Source organism: Rhizorhabdus sp. P4_G6 (assembly GCF_056401045.1).
This window is the reverse complement of record NZ_JBFUKC010000008.1, coordinates 32,348-54,663: the sequence shown is the minus strand read 5'-3', so window position 1 is coordinate 54,663 and position 22,316 is coordinate 32,348. Positions and strand designations below refer to the sequence as shown.

At 63.2% G+C, this 22,316-nt stretch carries 26 protein-coding genes and 1 tRNA gene; 18 read left to right on the top strand and 9 right to left on the bottom strand.

The window, feature by feature from the left end; translation table 11 throughout:
* Positions 1-106: 106 nt before the first annotated feature.
* The 7 genes from AC1DPF_RS10500 (at position 107) to AC1DPF_RS10470 (ending at position 7,928) form a co-directional block, all read left to right on the top strand.
* A complete protein-coding gene (locus tag AC1DPF_RS10500; RefSeq protein ID WP_477961153.1) occupies positions 107-1,510 on the top strand; it encodes an NAD(P)H-dependent flavin oxidoreductase in 1,404 nt (467 codons plus the stop codon).
* Between the two features lie 176 nt (positions 1,511-1,686).
* Positions 1,687-2,541 (top strand): hypothetical protein, encoded by an 855-nt coding sequence (locus tag AC1DPF_RS10495; protein ID WP_477961151.1) that lies wholly within the window; start codon positions 1,687-1,689, stop codon positions 2,539-2,541.
* Between the two features lie 20 nt (positions 2,542-2,561).
* Complete coding sequence (locus AC1DPF_RS10490) at positions 2,562-3,689, top strand: hypothetical protein (protein WP_477961149.1); 1,128 nt, start codon at positions 2,562-2,564, stop codon at positions 3,687-3,689.
* Positions 3,690-3,806: 117 nt separating this feature from the next.
* Positions 3,807-4,505, top strand: coding sequence for a glutamine amidotransferase (locus AC1DPF_RS10485; protein WP_477961147.1), 699 nt, complete (start codon positions 3,807-3,809; stop codon positions 4,503-4,505).
* Positions 4,506-4,602: 97 nt separating this feature from the next.
* A complete protein-coding gene (locus tag AC1DPF_RS10480; protein ID WP_477961145.1) occupies positions 4,603-4,905 on the top strand; it encodes an STAS domain-containing protein in 303 nt (100 codons plus the stop codon).
* A 25-nt stretch (positions 4,906-4,930) separates the two neighbouring features.
* Positions 4,931-5,893: an MBL fold metallo-hydrolase gene (locus AC1DPF_RS10475; RefSeq protein WP_477961143.1), complete on the top strand. Its 963-nt coding sequence runs from the start codon at positions 4,931-4,933 to the stop codon at positions 5,891-5,893.
* Positions 5,868-7,928 carry a CHASE2 domain-containing protein gene (locus AC1DPF_RS10470; protein WP_477961141.1) on the top strand — a complete coding sequence of 687 codons (2,061 nt, stop codon included), beginning with the start codon at positions 5,868-5,870 and terminating at the stop codon, positions 7,926-7,928. The genes AC1DPF_RS10475 and AC1DPF_RS10470 overlap by 26 nt, the downstream gene beginning before the upstream one ends.
* Here the strand turns inward: AC1DPF_RS10470 and AC1DPF_RS10465 are convergent.
* Positions 7,925-8,515, bottom strand: a complete 591-nt coding sequence (locus AC1DPF_RS10465) for an OmpA family protein (RefSeq protein WP_477961139.1) — start codon at positions 8,513-8,515, stop codon at positions 7,925-7,927. The two genes, AC1DPF_RS10470 and AC1DPF_RS10465, sit on opposite strands and share 4 nt — an antisense overlap.
* Entirely contained in the window at positions 8,512-8,946 is a 435-nt protein-coding gene (locus tag AC1DPF_RS10460; protein WP_477867459.1) for a FecR family protein, read from the bottom strand. The genes AC1DPF_RS10465 and AC1DPF_RS10460 overlap by 4 nt, the downstream gene beginning before the upstream one ends.
* 42 nt (positions 8,947-8,988) lie before the next feature.
* Here AC1DPF_RS10460 and AC1DPF_RS10455 point away from each other — a divergent pair, with 42 nt between their 5' ends.
* From AC1DPF_RS10455 to AC1DPF_RS10430, 6 genes are all read left to right on the top strand, one after another.
* Positions 8,989-9,402, top strand: coding sequence for an ATP-binding protein (locus tag AC1DPF_RS10455; RefSeq protein WP_477961137.1), 414 nt, complete (start codon positions 8,989-8,991; stop codon positions 9,400-9,402).
* Positions 9,403-9,638: 236 nt separating this feature from the next.
* Entirely contained in the window at positions 9,639-10,478 is an 840-nt protein-coding gene (lgt, locus tag AC1DPF_RS10450) for a prolipoprotein diacylglyceryl transferase (protein WP_477961237.1), read from the top strand.
* Positions 10,479-10,538: 60 nt separating this feature from the next.
* On the top strand, positions 10,539-11,597 hold the full coding sequence (locus AC1DPF_RS10445) for a class I SAM-dependent methyltransferase (RefSeq protein ID WP_477867453.1): 1,059 nt from the start codon (positions 10,539-10,541) through the stop codon (positions 11,595-11,597).
* Positions 11,598-11,723: 126 nt separating this feature from the next.
* Positions 11,724-11,981: a hypothetical protein gene (locus AC1DPF_RS10440; protein ID WP_340315320.1), complete on the top strand. Its 258-nt coding sequence runs from the start codon at positions 11,724-11,726 to the stop codon at positions 11,979-11,981.
* Between the two features lie 20 nt (positions 11,982-12,001).
* Complete coding sequence (locus tag AC1DPF_RS10435; protein ID WP_340315319.1) at positions 12,002-12,196, top strand: hypothetical protein; 195 nt, start codon at positions 12,002-12,004, stop codon at positions 12,194-12,196.
* Between the two features lie 80 nt (positions 12,197-12,276).
* Entirely contained in the window at positions 12,277-12,486 is a 210-nt protein-coding gene (locus tag AC1DPF_RS10430; protein ID WP_477867451.1) for a hypothetical protein, read from the top strand.
* A gap of 127 nt (positions 12,487-12,613) precedes the next feature.
* Here the strand turns inward: AC1DPF_RS10430 and AC1DPF_RS10425 are convergent, their stop codons facing one another.
* The 7 genes from AC1DPF_RS10425 to AC1DPF_RS10395 all read right to left on the bottom strand — a co-directional run bounded on the left by AC1DPF_RS10425 (position 12,614) and on the right by AC1DPF_RS10395 (position 17,863).
* Complete coding sequence (locus AC1DPF_RS10425) at positions 12,614-13,222, bottom strand: hypothetical protein (protein WP_477961135.1); 609 nt, start codon at positions 13,220-13,222, stop codon at positions 12,614-12,616.
* 16 nt (positions 13,223-13,238) lie between these two features.
* Positions 13,239-13,685, bottom strand: coding sequence for an EF-hand domain-containing protein (locus AC1DPF_RS10420; protein WP_477867447.1), 447 nt, complete (start codon positions 13,683-13,685; stop codon positions 13,239-13,241).
* Positions 13,686-13,716: 31 nt separating this feature from the next.
* Positions 13,717-14,400: a squalene/phytoene synthase family protein gene (locus tag AC1DPF_RS10415; RefSeq protein ID WP_477961235.1), complete on the bottom strand. Its 684-nt coding sequence runs from the start codon at positions 14,398-14,400 to the stop codon at positions 13,717-13,719.
* On the bottom strand, positions 14,393-14,830 hold the full coding sequence (locus AC1DPF_RS10410; RefSeq protein WP_477961133.1) for a response regulator: 438 nt from the start codon (positions 14,828-14,830) through the stop codon (positions 14,393-14,395). Before AC1DPF_RS10410 ends, AC1DPF_RS10415 begins: the two co-directional genes overlap by 8 nt.
* A gap of 95 nt (positions 14,831-14,925) precedes the next feature.
* Positions 14,926-16,365, bottom strand: coding sequence for a pyruvate dehydrogenase complex E1 component subunit beta (locus tag AC1DPF_RS10405; protein WP_477867443.1), 1,440 nt, complete (start codon positions 16,363-16,365; stop codon positions 14,926-14,928).
* A 1-nt stretch (position 16,366) separates the two neighbouring features.
* Positions 16,367-17,464, bottom strand: a complete 1,098-nt coding sequence (pdhA, locus tag AC1DPF_RS10400; protein ID WP_477867441.1) for a pyruvate dehydrogenase (acetyl-transferring) E1 component subunit alpha — start codon at positions 17,462-17,464, stop codon at positions 16,367-16,369.
* Between the two features lie 90 nt (positions 17,465-17,554).
* Positions 17,555-17,863 (bottom strand): FtsB family cell division protein, encoded by a 309-nt coding sequence (locus AC1DPF_RS10395; protein ID WP_477867439.1) that lies wholly within the window; start codon positions 17,861-17,863, stop codon positions 17,555-17,557.
* A 371-nt stretch (positions 17,864-18,234) separates the two neighbouring features.
* Here AC1DPF_RS10395 and folK point away from each other — a divergent pair, with 371 nt between their 5' ends.
* The 5 genes from folK to AC1DPF_RS10370 all read left to right on the top strand — a co-directional run bounded on the left by folK (position 18,235) and on the right by AC1DPF_RS10370 (position 22,268).
* Entirely contained in the window at positions 18,235-18,729 is a 495-nt protein-coding gene (gene folK / locus AC1DPF_RS10390; protein ID WP_477867437.1) for a 2-amino-4-hydroxy-6-hydroxymethyldihydropteridine diphosphokinase, read from the top strand.
* A gap of 37 nt (positions 18,730-18,766) precedes the next feature.
* A tRNA-Lys gene (locus AC1DPF_RS10385) sits at positions 18,767-18,842 on the top strand.
* A 216-nt stretch (positions 18,843-19,058) separates the two neighbouring features.
* Positions 19,059-19,226, top strand: a complete 168-nt coding sequence (locus tag AC1DPF_RS10380; protein WP_477867435.1) for a Flp family type IVb pilin — start codon at positions 19,059-19,061, stop codon at positions 19,224-19,226.
* Between the two features lie 201 nt (positions 19,227-19,427).
* A complete protein-coding gene (locus tag AC1DPF_RS10375) occupies positions 19,428-19,928 on the top strand; it encodes an outer membrane protein (RefSeq protein WP_477867433.1) in 501 nt (166 codons plus the stop codon).
* Positions 19,929-19,988: 60 nt separating this feature from the next.
* On the top strand, positions 19,989-22,268 hold the full coding sequence (locus AC1DPF_RS10370) for an ATP-dependent helicase (protein WP_477961131.1): 2,280 nt from the start codon (positions 19,989-19,991) through the stop codon (positions 22,266-22,268).
* Positions 22,269-22,316 lie beyond the last annotated feature (48 nt).

The window sequence follows — 22,316 nt, the reverse complement described above, 5'->3', positions numbered from 1 at the left end:
AGCGCCCCTATCGTTTCCCACCCGGCGATTTTTCGCGCATTTAATGATCCTTGGCTCTATAGGGCGCGGATTCCGAAGCTAAGGTTGCGCGGTATTGGAGGTCTCGTTGTTCAAAGGTCTGCGGCCGATCCTTTATGGTGGGCGCGAAGTCTGGCCCCTGATCGAGGGCGGCAAGGGTGTTTCGGCGACCAACCATGCGAGTTCCGGTGCCTGGGCTGCGGCGGGCGGCATCGGCACCGTGTCTGCGGTCAATGCCGACAGCTATGATCCCGAAGGCAAGATCATTCCCCAGGTCTACAAGGCGCTGACCCGGCGCGAGCGCCACGAGGAATTGATCGCCTATGCCATCGACGGCGCGGTAGAGCAGGTCCGTCGTGCCTTCGAGATTGCCGGCGGCAAAGGCGCGATCAACATCAACGTGTTGTGGGAAATGGGCGGCGCCCAGCGCATCCTGCACGGCGTGTTGGAAAGAACCCGCGGCATGGTGGCCGGCGTCACCTGCGGCGCAGGCATGCCGTACAAGCTCAGCGAGATCGCGGCGTCCTATGGCGTCAATTATCTGCCGATCGTATCGTCGGGCCGGGCCTTCAGCGCGCTGTGGAAGCGTGCCTATTCCAAGGCTGCCGAATGGTTGGCCGGCGTCGTATATGAGGATCCCTGGCTGGCGGGCGGCCACAACGGCCTGTCCAACGCCGAAGACCCCAAGGTGCCGCAGGATCCCTATCCGCGCGTCAAGGCACTGCGCGAGACGATGCGCAGCGGTGGCATTTCCGACGATGTGCCGATCATCATGGCCGGCGGCGTCTGGTATCTGCGCGACTGGAACGAGTGGATCGACAATCCTGAGCTCGGCCAGATCGCGTTTCAGTTCGGCACGCGTCCCCTGCTTACCCAGGAAAGCCCGATCCCGCAGGGGTGGAAGGATCACCTGACCAGGATTCAGCCGGGCGATGTGCTGCTGCATCGCTTCTCGCCGACTGGCTTCTACTCGTCGGCCGTGCGCAACCCCTTCCTGCGCAATCTGGAAGCGCGCTCCGAGCGACAGATCGCCTTTTCGATGGAAGCGGCCGGCGATCATCAGTTCCAGCTCGATGTCGGCGTCAAGGGCAAGAGCTTCTGGGTAACGCTGGGCGATCTCGGACGGGCTCGCGAATGGTATGGCCTCGGCTATACCAGCGCGCTCAAGACGCCGGATAATACCCTGGTGTTCGTCACTCCCGAGGAAATGAAGATGATCCGCAAGGATCAGGCCGATTGCATGGGCTGCCTCAGCCAGTGCGGCTTCTCCGCCTGGGCCGATACCGAGGGCAACTCGACCGGTCGGCTCGCCGATCCGCGCAGCTTCTGTATCCAGAAGACCCTGCAGGATATCGCTCACGGCGGCCCGATCGACGAGAACCTGATGTTCGCTGGCCACGCCGCCTATAAATTCAAGCAGGACCCCTTTTATTCGAACGGGTTCGTGCCGACGGTGAAGCAGCTGGTCGACCGGATTTTGACGGGGGATTGAGAGGCGTCGGTCCAGAAAATCAGGCCGTTTGGATTAGATCATTGCAAGCCGCGGAAAATGCCGCTTGCAATGTAGGACGGCATTTGTTCACTCTGTGTTCCCACTGGCGACATGGAGAATCAAATGGCCTTTGATCGATATGCAGGCATCGTGTCGTTGCCGGCGCCGATGGCAAAATGCCTCGACCTTTCAGGGTCGATGAGCAGGGTAACGTCATCTATCTGGATCTAGGGCAAGTGAACGATGGAGGCGCTGATCAGAAGCGCGCCCTAGCGGGCATCCATGATTGGGATGAACTCGACCGCAGGCTTGACGGGCGGTCGGCGCCACCGACGGAAGAGATTGTTGCCACGGGCGCCCGCAGATCGGCGGGGGATGATACCAAGGGGCGTGTGGCGACCACCCGCAAGACGATCGGCGGGATCGACTATGACGTGATCAGCGCGAATAGCTATGATCCTGCGCTTTCGAACGGCAAAACAGCTATACCTAATGCCGACATGATTACCGCGCTGAAAGCAGATATAGGGCAGGTTGCCGTTACGGATGGAGGGCCGGAGAGGGCTACGCGCATAATTCGCTTGCCATTGGATTTTAGCGGAAAACCGGACAACAGGCCGGCCGCCGAAAGAAATCTTCCACTAACCAACTCAAAGGGTGAGATATATTATTCCGTGCCGGCTCTCGGTGCGAAAGCGAAATCGGTCGGAGATGCGGATACGCTTCGGTTTGTCAGGTTGCCGGGAACGGTGGCATTTGGTCATGGGCACATAGATGGCGCCAGTGACGGGATGATCGACAAATGGGAGCCTTCGCGCGAGCTTTATGGAGATATAGGATCGCTTCGCGAACCAGAGCCGGTGCCGATGGCTACAGTATCGGAGGGGCGCATAGGTTGGCGCCAGCTGGATAACGGCAGGCTCCAGTTCATGTATCCTTCCGGGACAATCTTAGATGATGGTGATGAGGCGCATGCAATTCAGGAAAATTTGAATCGTCAGCAGTCGCTTTTTCAAAGGAAGATCCCATGAGATGGGTCGGAGTATCGCCGGTGGCGATTGTGGAACCGCAACCCGTGATGCGCACCCCTCATCTCACATTTCGTAGTGGCCGCGCCACGTTTGTTCTTGCCGTCCTGATCCTGCTTTTCTGTTCGCTGCCCACCGCGTCCCATGCCGAGAGCCAAGGCTCGGACAAAGAGTGCAATGCCAATAACGCACGGCCTATAACGGTTGCTGAGGCCTCGCTACGAATCGGAAAGCTCGAGCAGGCTTGTGTCCAGATCAACGGAATCTCCGATGGCAGAGCCTTGTACGGCAGTCTGGGTGACATCTACCGGGACACTGAAGCGTGGGAAGATCATAGGCCCAAGCAGTCAAAGTTGGGCCGTATCGGACTTCGGCCATTTCCGGATCCCGACGATGAAGACGGGCATCGACCTGAAAGCGGCACATGGAACTGGGGCCGCACGGCTCCGCATCGAGTAACCCTGATCGGACGGCTGCACGATTGCGGTTTAGATTGGTCAAGAGGAGACCCCGCTAGCAGCGATTTCGAAATCCGCATGGGCACAGGCTGGTGCCACAATCACGGTGGCGCAGTCCTGCGGCCCGTTGCGATCGTGGCCGAGGAGCCGGCGGTACTTGTCCGTATGACAGGCAGGAGGGCGTGGCGGCAATTCGGCGATATCGCGCCGGTGCGACAAGATTCAGCGCTCACCGCCAACGCGGTGGACTATGTCCATCGACTGTTCCTTGCGGCTCATAAGGGCGACCGGCGCACATTGCTGGATCTCTACGGTTATTCCAAGATCAAGCTCAGGCCCGATGGAAGACTGTCTCAAGATAACAATGAATATCTCGCTTCTAAGGCTGAAGATTTGTTGGATCTTTGGTTTAATAATCCCGGTACCGTCATGTCGCAGACGGCGCAGAGCGCCGCCCCGCCCTCCATTCGGCTTTACGAGCCCAGATGGAAGGAGGCCGGTTTTGTCGATTTCTGGGCCTGCTGGGCGACAACGCCATTGTCCGACAGAGAAGGGCCGATAAGCAGCATTGATACAGATAATATTGCAGGCCGACCCTATGGATGCGTCGAACTTTTCATGGGGTCGGATAGATCGGTGTCGTCCGTCGCGTTGAGCGCCAGCGGGTGGGCATTCAAAGCGCGTTCCGATTAACCGGAACAGCCCTGACGCCTCGATCCGCTATATCTACTCAGACGATAGAGTTATCCTTTCGGCCGGCCAAGAAGCCTTGCCGTTGGAATCCTGTTCCGCCGCGCTAACCTCGCTGCCATGAAGACCGCACTCGTCATCCGCCACACCCCCTATGAAGGCATTGCCGGCTTCCGCGCGCCCGTCGAGGAGGCTGGGTTCGTTATCGACCGGGTCGATGTCACCGACCCCGCTTTCCCCCATATCGATTTCGACGAGCCCGATCTTGTCGTGATGATGGGCGGCCCCATGGGCGTCTATGAGACAGCGCAGCATCCCTGGATCGCCTGCGAGATCGCGCGGCTGGCGCGGCGAATCATGCTCGACAGGCCGACGCTGGGCGTCTGCCTGGGTAGCCAGATGATCGCGGCCGCCATGGGATCGAGGGTCTATCCCGGTCCGGTAAAGGAAGTCGGCTTCGCACCGGTGAAGATCAGCCCGGCGGGGCTCGGCTCGTCGCTCCGCCATATCGAGGATGTGCCGGTGCTGCACTGGCATGGCGATACTTTCGATCTCCCGCCAGGCGTCGAGCTGCTCGCGTCCACGGACAGATATCCGCATCAGGCTTTTCGTCGCGGTAACAATCTGCTCGCACTCCAGTGCCATCCCGAGATGGGCGAGGATCCTCGCTTCGAGGCGTGGCTGGAAGGTGAGTCCTATATTGCCGAAGCAGGGCTCACCGTGGCCGAACTGCGTGCGCAGCATGATCGTTTTGGCCGCGCTGCTGTTGCGGCGGGGCGGAAGATGATCGCGGACTGGCTTGACCGGATCGAGCCTTGATCGGCTAACTTCCCTGCGGCGCAAATAGTGGCTAGCATGATCCGAGAGGGGAGCGCTGCTTATGGATTGGTCGGAAGAGGTCCGCGCCGGATCAGTCGTGGCGGCGCCCGCTGGCAAGGTCGACGAAAGCACCGCCGCAAGTTTCGGCGCCGACCTCGAAGCAGCGGTTGAGCGTGCGGCGGCGGCTTCAGCCAGACTGGTGATCGACTGCAGTGGTATCAGCTACATGTCGTCGCGCGGCCTGCGCGCGCTGACCTTGGCCAAGCGGAAGGCCGATGGCGCCGGGGTCAAGATCCTGCTCGCCGCGCCGAACGACATCGTCCGCGAAATTCTTGCGATCAGCCGCTACGACAAACTGTTCGGCGTGACCGATACGGTCGCCGCCGCCGTGTCGGCGTGATGGTCGGCTGCGGGGAGAGACGTCGATGCGCGTGAAGTTCTGGGGAACGCGGGGGTCGATCGCCGTCGCGCAGCCTGCCAGCGCGATCAGGACCAAGATCGCGCGCGCGCTGGTCGCCGCCGGGGGGCGGACGTTCGTCGATGAGAGCGATGCCGGCGTCTTCGTCGACACGGAACTCGATTTCGCCACGGGCGCAACCTATGGCGGCGCCACCACCTGCATCGAGATTGAGGCCGGCGACGGCTCGTTCATCGTCTGCGACATGGGATCTGGCGTGCGCGAGTTCGGCATCAGCGCCTTCGGCCGCTGCGCCGCCGGGCATGAGCGCGTCTATAATTTCTTCATGTCGCATCTCCATTGGGATCATATCTGCGGCTTCCCCTTCTTCGGGCCGGCGTTCGATCCCAATGCGCGGATCATCGTCCATTCTGGCCATGAGGATGCTGAGCAGGCGCTGCGCCGGCAGCAGGAGGAGATCAGCTTCCCGGTCGCCTTCGACTGGCTGCGCGCGAAGATTGAGTTCGTGACGCTCAGGGCGGGCGAGACGTACAGGATCGGCGGTGTCGAGGTGGAGGTGATGGAGCAGCATCACTCGCACAAGAGCTACGGCTATCGCTTCACCGACGATGACGGCAAAAGCGCGATCTTCTCGACGGACAGCGAGCACAAGATCGAGAGCATGGAGGGCGAGGCGGATGTCGCCCACTTCTTCCGCACCGCCGACCTTGTCATCTGCGACACGATGTACTCGCTCGCCGATGCGGTCTCGATGAAGGAGGATTGGGGCCATAGTTCGAACATCGTCGCGATCGACCTGTGCCACGAGGCAGGCGCCAAGCGGCTGGCGCTGTTCCACCATGAGCCGATCTACAGCGATGACGACATCCAGCGGATGCATCGGGAGAGCATCCGCTACGAGGAGCTAACCCGGCGCGAGCAGCCGCTCGAAGTGCTGTGCGCCTATGACGGCCTCGAACTGGAGCTCTAGCTCCGGCCGCCGGATCTGGCTGGCGGGCATGGCTGGGCTGGTGCTGGCGGCGGTCGTCAGCGCCTGGGGCGGTGAGGCGATGCGCCGGCCGCTGTTCGACCTTTGGCAACGCCTCGCGCCGCGCGACCTGAGCGGCACCAAGGTTCATGTCGTGCTGATCGACGCCGACAGTATCGCCGCTGTCGGTCCCTGGCCTTGGCCGCGCTATCATATGGCGCGGCTTACCGAGGAGATCGCGGCCCGCCGTCCCAAGGCGATCGGCTTCGACATGCTGTTCCCCGAGCCCGATCGCGCCCGTCCCGATATCTTCGCGGCGCTCTATCCGGAGCTAAGCCCATCCGCCGCGGCGGAAGTCCACGCGTTGCCGCCGATGGACCGGCTTTGGGGGCAGGTGATCGGACGTGCGCCGGTCGCGCTGGCACGCGCCGGCGTGCAGTCCGGCGGGAGCGATCCTGCGCAGTTGATCGTCGACGCCTCCATTACCGGCAAGCTGCCGCCCGCGCTGGCCGAGGCGCCACGGGCGATCGCAAATATTCCCGAACTGGAGCAGGCTGCGCTCGGCCATGGCCTGCTGAACGGCCAGCCCGACAGCGACGGCGTGGTGCGGCAACTGCCGATGCTGATGCGCCTTGGTGGTCGGCCGATGCCCAGCCTCTCGCTCGAGCTGGCCCGGATCGGGCTCGGCGAGGACGTGGTCACGGCCGGGCCAGCGTCGCTGACGCTTGGCAAGCAGAATGTACCGGTCGATGCCCAAGGCAGGATGCTGCTCCATTTCGGCAACGTCCCGACGGGTCGAATAAGTTCGGCTGCGGATGTGCTGCGGCAGGATTTTCCGGCCGATGCCTTTGCGGGAGAGATCGTCGTGGTCGGCCTCGCGGCCGAAGGAACCGTGGACATCGTGTCCACGCCGCTGGCCGCCGAAGCCTATGGGCCGCTGGTGCAGGCGCAGGCGATCGATGCGATCCTGCGGGGTGGGTGGCTGGAGCGGCCGCGCTGGATGCCACCGGCGGAGTGGGCTGCCGGCCTGCTGCTCGCGCTGTCGATCCTGCTGGTTGCGCGCCGCCGCCGGAGGCTGCTCCTGATTCCGGCGGTGCTTGCGGCTACGATTCCGGCGTCAGGCTGGCTGGCCTTTACCCTGGCGTCACTGCTGTTCGATCCGTTGCGGCCGTTGCTGCTCGGCGGCGCCTCCGCGGCGGCGGTGGCGGGTGCCCTGTTCGTGGAAGCCCGCCGCGAGCGCGAGCGGTTGCGCGATACGCTCACGGTCGAGCGGATCGCCACGGCGGCGATCGAAGGCGAGTTGCAGGCGGCCCGGAGCATCCAGCTCGGCATGGTGCCGCCTCGCTCCGACCTCGCCAGTTTCGATCCTCGTCTGGATGTCGACGCATTGCTCGAACCGGCAAAGTCGATCGGCGGCGATCTCTACGACGTCATCCGGCTCGATGCCGATCGTGTCGCTTTCCTGGTCGGCGACGTCACCGGCAAGGGAGTGCCCGCGGCACTGTTCATGGCCTTGTCCAAGGCGCTGGCGAAGAGCGTGGTGCTGCGCGGCGTCCCGAGCCTCGCCGAAGCCGCCTTCATCCTCAACGAGGAGCTGATGCGCGACAACAGCGAGTCGATGAACGTGACGATGCTGATCGGTATCATCGATCTCGCCACCGGCGAACTGGTGCTGATGAGCGCCGGCCATGAAAACCCTTTGCATGTCGCTGTCGATGGCCGCGTGGCAGACCACAAGCTCGACGGCGGGCCACCCTTCTGCATCGTCGAATTCCCCTATCCGGACGAGCCGATGAAACTGCTGCCGGGAGAGACTCTGGTGCTGATCTCCGACGGGGCGAGCGAGGCGCTGAATGCAGACGACGACCTGTTCGGCCATAGCCGGCTGCTGGCGGCGATCGAGGGGCAGGGCAGTGCTACCGCCATATGCGAGTCGATATGCACGGCGGTGCGTAGATTCGAGGACGGCACCGATCCGACGGATGATCTGACGGTGATGGCGGTGCGCTACTTGGGCCCCCAACCCCGCGATCGCTAGCGGACGATGACCACCACACGGCGGTTGGCAGGGTTGGCCACGCCGTCTGCGGTCGGCTCGCGCAGTTCGCGTTCGCCACGGCCGACGGCGCTCATCATGGCCTTGGCGATACCTTGTTCCGCCAGCGCACTGAGAACTTCCTCGGCGCGGCGTTGCGACAGCACGTCATTGTCTTCGTCGCTACCGACGGTGTCGGTATAGCCGGTGACCTGCACTTCGGCGCCCGGGCGTTCTGCTATTTCAGTCTTGAGGAAGTCCAGACCCGGCTGCGAATCCGGGGTGATCTGGGTCGTCCCCTCCTTGAAGTAAAGGGTCAGGCGCACTGGTGGCGGCGGCAGATCGGACAGCAGAGAGCGCTGGCGGGCGGTCAGCCGGGACGGGTCGATCGCGCGGGTGCGCGGCTTGCCCGACAGGCTGGTCCTGCTGTTGAGCTCGCTGACGACCGTCTCGGCCGGCTTGCCATTTTCCTCGATCACCGCGACCGCGCCGGGGCGGCCTTCCTCGCCGGGAAGCAGGGTGAGCGACGGAGTCGCGCAGCCTGCGAGCAGGCTCGCGAACAGCAGCGGCGAAAGGGCGGGCCGCGTCATTTCGGCACCTCCACGATGAAGCGCGTGCCGCGGACACCCAGCAGCGAGGTCGGTGTCCGCACCTTCATCGCGTCCTGCCTGCTATGGGCGATCTGGCCCGACACGACTGCCAGCGAGCCGCGATTGACCTTGGTGACGAAGGTGCCGGCCTGGGTGGTGCGGTTATAGTCGAACTGGTCGATCGAGATCCTGCTGTTCGGGCCGACCGAGAAGCGGGTGTCGTCGATGAAGGTGAGGCTCATCTGCCCGTCCTTGCCGGTGACGAGCGTATCGCCGGCGAGCAGCTGGAAGCCCGGCCCGGGTGCGAGCTTCGCCTTGCCGCGCTCGACCAGAGCGGTGCCGACGCTGCGCTTGACGCGGGCGATCTCCCCCCATGCCGGCTGGGTGGCGACGGCCACGCCCAGCAACGCCAAAATCACGCTGCGCATCATTCTCGCATCCCCATAGCCCTGGAGACGTGACATAGCGCAAAGATGGGCGCGGGTGACTCGAAATCGCTGTCGGTAACAATCTGTTGCAATGGCGTCGATGCCGTTCACCGGACCGTCTCCGGCGCGCAGGCGTTCAGTAAGGATTGCGGGCTTCAAGAGGAGCCGGCGGCGCGGCTCGCGATTATCGTCGAAGAGCTGGTGTTCAACCTGGTCGAGCATGGCGGCGTCGGCGAGCAGGGTGTGATCGAGCTTGTGCTCACGCATCAGGACGGCGTGATTTCCATCGCCTTGAGCGACACTGGCATGGCATTCGACCTGCGGGATGCGCGATCCGAGGAGGCGATTCCCGAACGCGGCGGTGGGGCGGGCATAGACCTGGTGCGGGCGTGGGCGGATATCGTCGACTATGGATCGCAGGGCGGACGGAACCGGCTGATCCTGAAGATGAGGCTCTGAATTTACCTTCAAAGCACCATTTCTATAAAGGCGCCGGCGTCGCGCCGTCTGGTCGTGATCCTGCCGGCGCTGCTGATCGCGATCACCATGATCGGGCACATGCATTCCGCGCCGCGCGCCAACCCAATTCACGCGCTGCACTATGAGTGAGCCCGAAGAGGACCAGATCGGGGTAGCCCTTCCGCTCGCCCCCTCGTCCCGCTATGGCAGGCGCAGTCCTGTCCCGGGGAATGCCCTTGCTCCAGCCTGTCCTGGCCATTGCGGCCCAAGCGATCCATTTCAACGATCTGCATCTCGATCCGATCGCCCTCGATCTCGGCTTCCTCCAGATTCACTGGTATTCGCTGGCCTATATCGCGGGCATCCTGCTGGGCTGGTATTATCTGACCAAGCTGATCGCGCAGCCTAACGCGCCGATGGCGAAGCGCCATGCCGACGACTTCGTATTCTATGCGACGGTCGGGATCCTGGTCGGCGGAAGGCTGGCCTATGTGCTATTCTACCAGCCCGATATACTGCGCAACCCGCTGGACATCCTGAAGCTGTGGCAGGGCGGGATGTCGTTCCACGGAGGCGCGCTGGGCGTGTCGGCCGGTATAATCTACATGGCGCGCAAGAACGGTCTGAGCTGGCTGCGCATCCATGATTATATCGCCTGCTGCGCGCCTTTTGGGCTTTTCTTCGGCCGGCTGGCCAACTTCGTCAACGGCGAACTGTGGGGCCGTCCCACCAATGTTCCCTGGGGCGTGATCTTCCCCAACGCGCCCGACGGCCTGGCGCGGCATCCCAGTCAGCTCTACGAGGCGGGCCTCGAAGGGTTGCTGCTGGGTCTGGTGCTGGCCTTCTTCTTCTGGCGGACCAATGCACGCAACCAGCCAGGCAGGCTCGTCGGTATATTCCTGCTGGGCTATGGGCTCAGCCGCTTCATCGTCGAATATTTTCGTGAGCCCGACGTTCAGCTCGGCACGCTGAGCTGGGGGCTGACGATGGGCCAGACGCTGACCCTGCCGATGGTGATCGGTGGCCTCTATCTGGTCGCGACGGGGCCGCGTCGGGCGGCGGTCTCAGCCGGGTAATGCATTGCTAACCAAGAAGGGTTAGGCTCCGGTGCAATGTCACGTCGTTGATCGAGAGATATGCAGACACCCACGGAGCTGGCCGCAGCGCTGATCCGCAGGATCGAAGAACAGGGTCCGATCCCCGTCGCCGACTATATGGAGGCGGCGAACGGGTGCTACTATGCTTCGCACGATCCGTTCGGGGTGAGGGGCGATTTCATCACATCCCCCGAGATCAGCCAGATGTTCGGTGAGCTCATCGGACTGTGGTTTGCCGATCTCTGGAGCCGGTCGCGCCAGCCCGTCGTGCATTATGTCGAGCTTGGGCCGGGGCGCGGAACCCTTGCGGCCGACGCCATGAGGGCGATGGCGGCGCAGGGCTGGCAGCCGCAGGTCCATTTCGTCGAGACCAGCCCGGTGCTGCGCAAGCTCCAGAAGGAACGCCTGCCCGACGCCACCTGGCATGACGGGATCGAGACGCTGCCGACGGACGCGCCGCTGATCATCATTGCGAACGAGTTTTTCGATGCGCTCCCCTATCGCCAGTTCGTCAAGACCTACACGGGCTGGCGGGAGCGGATGGTCGGATATGACATCGACGGATTCAAATCGGTTCCAGGCGACCAGCCGACCGACGATTTGGTACCCGAGCATCTCCACGACGCGGTGGCCGGCAGCATCTACGAGACGTCACCGGCCGGTCTCGCCATCGCACGGATTCTCGCCGGCCGGATCGTGCGCCAGGGCGGGGCGATGCTGGCGATCGACTATGGCCATGAGAATTACGATGCCGGCGATACGCTGCAGGCGCTCAACGCCCATGCCTATGCCGATGTCTTCAGCAACCCCGGCGCCAACGACCTCACCGCCCATGTCGATTTCACCGCACTGGGCCGCGCTGCCAAGCTCGCCGGCGCGCGGATCGAGGGGCCGGTCTCGCAAAGCTATTTCCTGGGAACGCTCGGTATCGCCGCGCGCGCCGCGGCGCTTGGGCGGCACCATCCGGATCGGGTCGAGGAAATCGCCGCGGCTTATCGTCGCCTGACGGACGAGGATGAGATGGGTACATTGTTTCGGGCAATGGCGGTTGTCAGCTCCAAATGGCCCAAATCGGCAGGGTTCGACATGACAGTTTAGCGTCGGGAACGACTCTGGGCTTGAGATTCTGGCGTTAGGCGCTAGGGGAGGTGCCAATAAGCCTTTGGCGAGATCGCGGTAGGTTCCGCAGGATATGCCCCCGGTGCCTGCGACAGGACCATATGAATGACCGAAGCCGTAATCGTAATCGACGCCGCTAGCGCGACGGTCGAAAAACGCAATATCGCATTTAGCGCGCTCGTCGATGACAACGAGCGCAAATTCGCCGTCAGCATCGCAGACTTCCAGAATTTCGGCGTCGAGAATGCCAAGGCCGATCCGGTCGGGTCTGTTTCGGTGATCTCGGCCAATCTTTCTGCGCTCATCCAGATCAAGGCGCGCAAGAACGAACTTCTTCCGACCACCAGGCTCGCGCCGCTCTAAACCGTCCCGAAGGGGAGATCATGACGAACATCGACCTGTATCGTGCCAATGCGGCAGCGCAGCGCCTTGCCGCCGCGAATACCAACCTGCCCAACCGCCGCGCGATGCACGAGCGCTCGGCGGAAAGCTGGGAAGCCATGGCAGCAAGCGCTGCCGATACGATCGCCCGTGCGACCGTCAATGAAGCCGCGAAGGCGAGCGGCGCGACACGCTAGGCGCGCCTGAGCCCGTACATGCGTGGCGTCGCGGCAGCGGTCTGCCGACCGCGTGTCGCGCCATCGATTGGAGAAAATCTATGTCCCGCATACCCGTCAAGCCGTTCCTCATCACCAAGGACGAGAACGGATTGTTCCGCCTTACCGTGCGCGTGACGCGCTACAACATGTATAACTATCCGCTCGTCACGGCGACGATGCAGGACGAAACCTTCAAGACCATGGCGGCAGCCCGCGCTTTCGCGCGCGAGCAGTTCAACGCCGAAGCCGGCCAATACGCGACCAAATAGGCCGGCGATCGGGAAGCGCCCACCGCGACCCGGCGATGGGCGCATCACTAGGCCGACCGCTCAGCCGACGCTGAGCCTGCTGCCGCCGCGTGGAGCCGCGAGTAGTGCGTCCTTGGCTGAATTCGCGTCACGGCCAACGCAGCCTTTGCATCAGGGCGGCGAGTTCCGCCTCATAGCGCACGGCAGTAGGCGCGGTCGTGCGATAGGCAATCAGCCACTTGCCACCGACATAGCAGAAAAGATCCGCCTCCGACCTGAGCGGTTGTTCCTTGCCCCGAAAAGCGCTGCTGAAGCCGAACACGGCACGGCGGCCGGCATGGGCAAAACTGCCGGGAGCCGGTGAGGTCGTCCTACCTTCTTCGATCAGGACCGCTCCGGGATGTGACTGGACTATACCGGCCTTTATGTCCTCGAAATGGTCCGCACATAATTTGTCCTGCACCGCATCGATCTCCGCCGCACGCGTCTCAGCGGGCACTTCGGGTGCGGGATAGACATAAATCGTCATCACCGTTTCCCGCCCTGGCGTCATGGTCTGGTAGCCGGCGCTGACGTCGGTCGCCGCGACGTCATATTCGATCAGGCCGGTGCGCTGATAATCCCCCGCCGCTGCCGGGAAGATGAAACCGCTGCCACGATGAACATAGGCGTCCTGGCGCTCGATCATTATCGGGCCCTCGGCGAGGATGACGCGTGGGGCGACCAGCATCGCTAATATGGGGATGAAGGTAGCCATCGATCGCGTGATCATCCTAACCCTCGCTGTCGGGGATGCAGGGGGCAGGCCGGCTCGGCTTGCGGATGACGCGGGTGGTGGCGAACTCGGCAGGGGTCAGCGTGGCCGACTTGTCGCTGTCGGCACCGGAGAACTTGGTGGCGGTGACGATTGCCCATTCCTCGAAGCCGAGCTTGCCGTCGCCATTGGTGTCGAGCTTGGCATAGGCCTTGCGCCTCGATGCGAGATATTCCTCGCGCGTGATCTTGAGATCGCGGTCCTTGTCATAGCGCTGGAAGCGCTTCTCTTCGCGGGTCTTCTCGGTTGCCGCGGGCGGTTCGATCGGTGCCGCCGGCGCCGCTATTGTCACCGCCCTGGCAGGCGGTGGCGCCAAGGGCGGGCTCGCACCGAGCGTCTGCCACATGATCAGCCCGCCACCGCCGAGCAGCAGCGCGCCCACCGCGCCTGCCAGATATCGCCACATCCGGTTTCTCCCCCCAATGAAGGGGGACAGCCTAGCGCCCCGTCATCCGGTAGGCGAGGGCCCGAAACAACCGATTTGGTGCGCCCTGCCGCCGGAGCCGTTCGGCCGGCAGGGCGGCATCTTGGCGCGCCAGCACGACCAGGAGGCCGAGCGGCTTGAGCATCGCCGGCCAGCGGGCGATATCCACCCCGTCGAGCCGCTCGGCCGCGCGCATCCTCGCGAACCGGCGTGCTTCCGTATCGCGCAGACGATGACCCAGATCCGCAAGCGCCCATCCTTCGCCGGCCCGCGCGACATCCTCGGGAGCCGCCCCCAGCAGCGCGGCGGATAGCGCGAACAAGGGACCGCCGCGCCCCGTGGCATGCGCTTCGAGCTCGGTCTCTCCGGGTTCTGGCGCATCAAGCAGGGCCGACCAGCCTTCCTCGATCGCGCTCAACCTTGCGCCAGTCACCCCGGTCGGGAGCAGTGTCGCCGCGATCGCGCCGAGCAGTGGCTCCGCAGGCACGACCGAATTCGCGTCATCGAGTCCGGCCAGCGCATCGCGCCACCAGACCAGCCGCAGCGCGCCGATCATAGGTTCGCGGGCAGAGGCGACGATCGCCGCCATCTTCTCGTCAAGCTGCCACAGCAGCGTCAGCGCGGCGCGACTGGCCCGTGGCGCATAGCTCAGGGCCAGCTGCCGTTCAGGGTCCGCGAGAACGGGACGATCAGGCAGTCTGATAGACGACGCCGTCCAGATGGCGCTGCAGGCAATCGATCAGAGCGGTGCGCGTGAAGGGCTTCCGCAGCAATTCGAATTGCGCGCCGTAGCCCGCGGCGAGTTCTTCGCTGAACCCGCTGACCAGCACCACCGGGAGTTCGGGCCAGCGTCGGTTCAGCCGGCGCGCCAACTGAACGCCGCTGAGCCCGGGCATCACCACATCGGTCAGGACGATGTCGAAAGGCTGCTCGCCTTCGCCGCTGACATGCAGCGCCTCCTCGGCGGACGAGGCCTGGGTGATTTCAAGGCCAATTTCCTCGAGCATCATGCAGGTCAGTTCGGCGATCTGAAGGTTGTCCTCAACGTAGAGAAGACGACCCGACAGGACGTCGCCTGACTTCCAGGATGGATGATGCGGGGTGGAAGATGTCAATCTGCCCGGCATGGTTCTCTCCCGAGTCTCCTCGACTCGGGCCAACCCTAACATATTTTGACATCTATCCTCTCCGCAATATTCCGTAGCGGCACACTTTACCGTGGTTAATCCCGATATGTCACCGACTTGGCTGCGGCGACGACATCGGAAACCTTGAGCAAGGCCGCCTTTTCGAGATTTGCCGCATAAGGCATCGGCACATCCTCGTTGGTCACACGGCGGACCGGCGCATCGAGGTCATCGAACGCTTCCTCCATCGCGATCGCAATGATCTCCGACGCGATCGAACAGACCGGCCAGCCTTCCTCGACGATTACCATCCGGTTTGTCTTCTTCAGGCTTGCCAGCACGGTTGCCTTGTCGAGCGGGCGGAGAGTGCGCAGGTCTATCACCTCGGCATCGATCCCTTCGGCTTCGAGCTGCTTGGCGGCTTCGAGCGACACGCCGACCCCAATCGAATAACTGACGATCGTCACATCCTTGCCAGGGCGGCAGATCCGCGCCTTGCCGATCGGCAGCACATAATCGTCCAGCTTCGGTATCTCGAAGCTCTGGCCATAGAGCAGCTCGTTTTCGAGGAAAACGACCGGATCCGGGCAGCGTATTGCTGCCTTCAGGAGACCCTTGGCATCGGCTGCCGAATAGGGTGCGATGACGATCAGGCCCGGCACGCTCGCATACCAGGGCGCGTAATTCTGGCTGTGCTGCGCGCCGACGCGGGCCGCGGCGCCATTGGGGCCACGGAACACCACCGGGCAGCGCATCTGCCCTCCCGACATATAGTTGGTCTTCGCTGCCGAATTGATGATGTGATCAATCGCCTGCATCGCGAAGTTGAACGTCATGAACTCGATGATTGGTTTCAGCCCGCCCATCGCGGCACCGGTGCCGATGCCGGCAAAGCCATATTCGGTAATCGGCGTGTCGATAACGCGCCTGTCGCCAAACTCGTCGAGCAGACCCTGGGTGACCTTGTAGGCGCCCTGATATTGCGCAACTTCCTCGCCCATGACGAAGACGTCGCCGTCCCGGCGCATCTCTTCGGCCATCGCGTCGCGCAGCGCCTCCCGCAGCGTGATCTTGACCAGTTCGGTGCCAGCCGGAACCTCGGGATCGTCGCGCGTATCGGCGACGGCGGCAACAAGATCGCGGGCGCCGGTTTCCATCTGGTGCGGGGTGGCGGATTCGGCCACCTGCGGCTGGCCCCCGTCCTTCGGCTGTTCCTTGGGCTGCGCACCGGCTGCCTCGCCGTCGCGTTCGTTCTTGGGGGATGGCGCCTTCCTGGCGGTCGCGGCGTCCTCGCCCTCTTCGGCGATCCGGGCGATCACCGTACCCACCTTCACGCCCTCGCTGCCTTCCGGCACGACGATCTGCGCCATTGTGCCCTCGTCGACCGCCTCGAACTCCATCGTGGCCTTGTCGGTCTCGATCTCGGCGAGGATGTCGCCCGATTTCACGACATCGCCTTCCTTGACGAGCCACTTCGTAAGCGTGCCCTCCTCCATCGTAGGGGAAAGTGCGGGCATTTTCAGATCGACAGCCATCTCAATATTGTCCCACCAGCACGTCGGTATAAAGCTCGCCAGCCTCTGGCTCGGGCGATTGTTCGGCGAAGTCGGCGGCTTCGGTCACGATGGCGCGGATCTCCTTTTCCAGCTTCTTCAGCTCGTCCTCGCTGACGCCCACGGCCTCCAGCTCCTTCTTGAGCTGATCGATCGGATCGGACTTGTCGCGAACGGCCTGGACTTCGTCGCGCGATCGATATTTGGCGGGATCCGACATCGAATGGCCGCGATAGCGATAGGTCTTCAGTTCGAGCAGGATCGGCCCCTTGCCGCCGCGCACCCATCTGACGGCTTCCTCGGCGGCGCCGCGCACAGCGAGCACGTCCATGCCGTCGACCTGGATGCCCGGAATCCGGAAGCTTTCGCCGCGACGGTACAACTGGTCCTCTGCCGACGACCGGTTGACGCTGGTACCCATCGCATATTGGTTGTTTTCGATCACGAAGATGATCGGCAGCTTCCACAGCTCGGCCATGTTGAAGCTTTCATAGACCTGGCCCTGGTTCGATGCGCCATCCCCAAAATAAGCCATCGCGACGCCACCATCGCCGGAATATTTGTGCTTGAAGGCAAGGCCGGTGCCGAGGCTGACCTGCGCACCGACGATGCCATGGCCGCCATAGAAACGATGCTCGACCGAGAACATGTGCATCGAGCCACCCTTTCCGCGGCTGATGCCGGCGGCGCGGCCGGTCAGTTCGGCCATGATCAGCTTCGGGTCGATGCCATAAGCGAGCATATGGCCGTGGTCGCGATAGCCGGTGATCACCGAGTCCTTGCCGACTTCCAATGCCGACTGGAGCCCGACCGCAACAGCCTCCTGGCCAATATAGAGATGGCAGAAGCCGCCGATCAGACCGAGGCCGTAGAGCTGGCCCGCCTTTTCCTCGAAACGCCGGATCAGCATCATCTGCCGATAGAATTCGAGCATTTCGGCCTTGGTGGCCTCATACCGTTCCGGTTCGGCGGGGCGCTCCCTGTTCGGCGCTGCTGGTGCGGTGACTGCGCGCGCCTTGGGCGCGATAGATTTGCGCGGCGCAGCCTTGGTGGTTGTGCGCGGCTGTGCTGGTTTCGCCAAGCAAATTGCTCCTTGTCCTGGGGAGGATGTTGACCGCTTATAGGCGGCGCTGGGCGCCGATTTCAACGCGTAGCAGCAGAGAGTGCCGATTTAGTCGCGCGGGATGATGACTTCGTCCGGGCGGACTTGCCCGGTCGAGCGGCGGACAAGCTCGTCGCCGAAATCGGGATCGACCCTGGCGGGGTCAAGCAAGTTTGCGTGATGGCGCAGCCGATCGCGCATCGCCTGGGCGTGTTGCAGTTCGCTGATGCGCAACTGGAGCTGGCTCTTGTAGCCGCCGAGCGCAAGTAATCCGTTGGGACCGATCAGCGCTGCACTGGCGAAATAGCCGATGATGAGAATCGCCACCGCCGGTAGTACGGCACTGCGAGCCATCTGCAGAAGAGGGGCGCGATTCATGTGACCACAGAATCACTGATGACTCCGGCGATCAAGCCTTAAACGGCGCTGGGTGCTGAAAAGTAGATATTTTTTATGAAATTAAGCCGTCCCGTAGCCAGGATCGGGGGCGCGCAGCCTCCGCGAAGCCGGCTCCGCGGAATATCGGCGGCAATCTTTCGGATCCGGAACAGTGGCTCGTGCCCGGATCATTGCGATCATAGCTCCCCAAGTAACGATAACGCGCCGCGATCTTACGCCGAACTGCTCCAGGCAGAAATCGCTGCCGATATCGATTGACCGGGCCGGCGGGCGCGTTGCAGCTGCAGTGACACGGTGCTGGTTTCCCACAGGGGGTGGTTTTTTCGTGCCCCGCGCGATAGGCGCACGGGATGCGGCCCTATCGTTATGCGATTGCGCTCGGATCCAACCGGCGCCACGGCCGCCATGGCGCGCCGGCTGACGTGGTGCGCGCCGCGACGGCTGTGCTGGAATCGGCGGGGCTGGCGTTGATAGCCGAGTCGCCCGTGATCGCCACGCCCGCGCTCGGCCCGGCGGGACGCGGCTTCGCCAATGCCGCGATCATCGTCGAAACACTGCTCGAACCACCTGCCTTGCTGGCCTTGCTCAAGGCGATCGAAGCTGCGTTCGGCCGGCGGCGCGGCCGGCGCTGGGGGGCTCGTGTGCTCGATCTGGACATCGTGCTGTGGTCGGAGGGCCGATGGCCGCGCTATGGCGGGCGCCGCCTCATCATTCCCCATCGTTCGCTCGAAACGCGTGACTTCGTGCTGCAGCCGCTCGAGCGCGTCGCGCCGCAATGGCGCGTGGGGTCGGGAGCGAGAACAGTGAGACAGGCGCGAGCGCGGCTTATCCGTCGCGCGGGTTGACCCTGGCAGCCGCGACCAATAGGGAGGCGGCGTCGGTGGGTCCGTAGCTCAGTTGGTAGAGCAAGCGACTTTTAATCGAGAGGTCCCGGGTTCGAATCCCGGCGGACCCACCAGGCATGCCCATGTGCTGCCATGCTACTATTCCCCGCCGAAAGCGTGCGGACGGGTTCGGATGATCTCAGCCTATGTCTAAGGCTGATCTCTCAATTAGGTGCCTCGAATAGTTCGGCGCTGGCAACGGTTCCTGCAGCATTAACCCTTGCTTCTTACGCGGCCTTAAGGCGCAGCGGATTAGATGAAGCTTGGATATTCACGGGAAGGATGGTCCAATGCAGAAGTTCATCAACCTTTGTCGCGACAGTCGCGGCGCAACGGCGATCGAATATGGCCTGATTGCCGCGCTCATCGCCGTTGCCGCGATCACCGCGATGAGCGCGCTGGGCAACCAGCTGTCGACGACGTTCAGCAACGTCAGCACCAACATGAAAGCCACCTGAGCCGGGCTTCGACCGTTTCCGCTGTCCTCGCCAGTGCGTATCTTCTGGCGAGGGCCAACATGGCGGCGGCAAATGATCCATCATGGATTCATCTGCCGCCGCCATAGGAACGCGCTGGCTTGAGTCGCAAGACGACCTTCATTATCGGCCCGTAACGATAGGGACCGATCGGGATCGGCTCGATTCTGTGAAGGGGGTTCAATGCTTCGTTTTCTGACTGCGGCGGCTGCCGCTGCGCTATTCGCGGCGCCAGCGATGGCAGACAATGTCTACATCGAGCTGCATAGCGGCTATGACGGAGTCACTTATGCCGGCAACACCTATGGCGGCATCGCCTATGGTGCCGGGCTCGGCTATGAAGTCACGCTTGGCGGCAAGGTCTATGCGGCGATCGAAGGCAATGTCGACGATAGCTCGTCGAAAAGCGACTTTTATGGGATCAAGTCCGGCCGCGATCTTAGCGCGGTAGGCAAGCTGGGCGTCGGCGTCACCGACAATCTTAGCATCTATGTGCTCGGTGGCTATGCCAATGCCAGGCTCAAGGGCTTCGGCGGCAGCATCGATCTCGATGGCGCGCGGGCCGGGATCGGCTGGCGCTATGACGTCGGCAAGGCGTACATCAAAACCGAGTTTCTATACTCAAATTATGAGCTCGGCTTCACCCGCTATCAGGGCATGGCAGGCCTCGGCTACAAGTTCTAATCGACGATCCCTCGCGCCGGGGCCTTGCTCCGGCGCGGGCCGTTCCCTAACTGTTCGCGGGTGACTCAGGATGTTCCCGCCAATGAACCCGGCTATCTGCGCGGGCTGAACCCCCCTCAACGCGAGGCGGTGCTCACCACCGAAGGTCCGGTGCTGGTGCTCGCCGGCGCGGGAACGGGCAAGACGGCGGCACTGACCGCGCGGCTGGCCCATCTGGTGGCGACACGCCGGGCCTGGCCGTCCGAGATCCTCGCCGTTACCTTTACCAACAAGGCTGCGCGCGAAATGCGCGAGCGGGTCGGGCGGCTGCTTGGCCAACAGGTCGAGGGCATGCCCTGGCTGGGCACCTTCCACGCTGTAGCCGCACGAATGTTGCGCCGCCATGCCGAGCTGGTCGGCCTGACCCCCAGCTTCACGATCCTGGACACCGACGATCAACTGCGGCTGCTCAAGCAGTTGCTGGCCGCCGCCGATCTCGACGAGAAGCGGTGGCCCGCGCGACAGCTCGCCGGCCTGATCGACCGCTGGAAGAACCGGGGATTGACTCCCGCCGATCTGGATGCCGGAGAAAGCGAGCTGTTCGGCAATGGTCGCGGCGGTGAACTGTACCAACAATATCAGGACCGGCTGCGCGCCGTGAACGCCTGCGATTTCGGCGATCTGCTGCTGCACATGCTGACGATCCTGAAGACCCACCGCGACGTTCTCGCCGATTACCAGCAGCGCTTCCGCTATGTCATGGTCGACGAGTATCAGGACACCAACAGCGCCCAATATCTTTGGCTCCGGCTGATCGCGCAGGAGCGCAAGAATATCTGCTGCGTCGGTGACGACGACCAGTCGATCTATTCCTGGCGCGGTGCGGAGGTCGCCAACATTCTGCGTTTCGACCGCGATTTTCCGGGCGCGACGGTGATCAAGCTCGAACAGAATTACCGCTCCACGCCACATATTCTGGCAGCGGCCAGCGGACTGATCGCCCATAATGGCGGGCGGCTGGGCAAGACGCTGTGGACCGAGGAGGGCGAGGGCGAGAAGGTTCGTATCGTCGGGATCTGGGATGGACCCGAGGAGGCGCGCCGGGTCGGCGACGAGATCGAAGGCCATCAACGTGGCGGCGGCAAGCTCGACGACGTCGCGATCCTCGTGCGCGCGCAGTTCCAGACGCGCGAGTTCGAGGACCGCTTCATCGCAATCGGGATGCCCTATCGCATCGTCGGGGGATTTCGTTTCTACGAGCGCGCTGAAATTCGCGATGCGCTTGCCTATATGCGGGTGATCAGCCAGCCGGCCGATGACCTGGCGTTCGAGCGGATCATCAATACTCCCAAGCGCGGTCTCGGCGACAAGGCGGTCGCCAAGCTTCACCAGTTGGCCCGGCGCGAGGCGATTCCGCTCACGCTTGCCGCCGCGCGCATTCTCGGCACCGATGAGCTGACCCCCCAGGCGCGGCGCTCGCTCGGCAACCTGGTCGGCGACATCGCCCGCTGGCGGGACCTGTTGGGGCAGCTTCCGCATGCGGACGTGACCCGGCAGCTGCTCGAGGAATCGGGTTACATCGCCATGCTCCAGAACGAGAAATCGACCGAGGCCGATGGCCGGCTGGAAAATCTCAACGAGCTGGCGCGGGCGATGGAAGAGTATGAGAATCTCTCCGATTTTCTCGAACATGTCAGCCTGGTGATGGATAACGATGCCGATGCGGAGACGGCAAAGGTCACGATCATGACGATCCATGCGGCGAAGGGCCTGGAGTTCGGCATGGTGTTCCTGCCCGGCTGGGAAGAGGGTGTTTTTCCTTCGCAGCGGTCGCTCGACGAGGGCGGCAATGCCAGTCTCGAGGAGGAACGACGGCTCGGCTATGTGGCGATAACGCGGGCGCGGCGGCGCTGCACGATCCTGCACGCGGCCAATCGGCGTATCTATGGCCAATGGACTTCCTCGATCCCTTCGCGTTTTGTTGCCGAGCTGCCGGGCGGGCATGTCGAGGCAGAGACGACAATGTCCGGCGGAGAGTCGCTGTGGCGTGCGCAATGGTCGGAACATGCCGACCCCTTCGCCCATGTGAGCCGAGCTGCCGGCCGCGGACCCGGATGGCAACGCGCGACGGCGGCAGGCGGCCTCGGACAACCATCGGCGGGTGCGCGGGTCGTCGAGGCCCGCGCCTCCGCCGTTAGCTTCGCGCAGCCCTCGCGCAAGGACATATCGGTCGGTCAGCGTGTCTTCCATAGCAAGTTCGGCTATGGCTCCGTCGTCGAGATCGAGGGCAACAAGCTCGAGATCGATTTCGAGCATGCCGGCCGAAAGCGGGTACTCGACAGCTTTGTCAGTCTGCCCTGAGATGGAATTATCTACTGTAAAAGTAGAAATCGTTGTGATCTGCCTCTT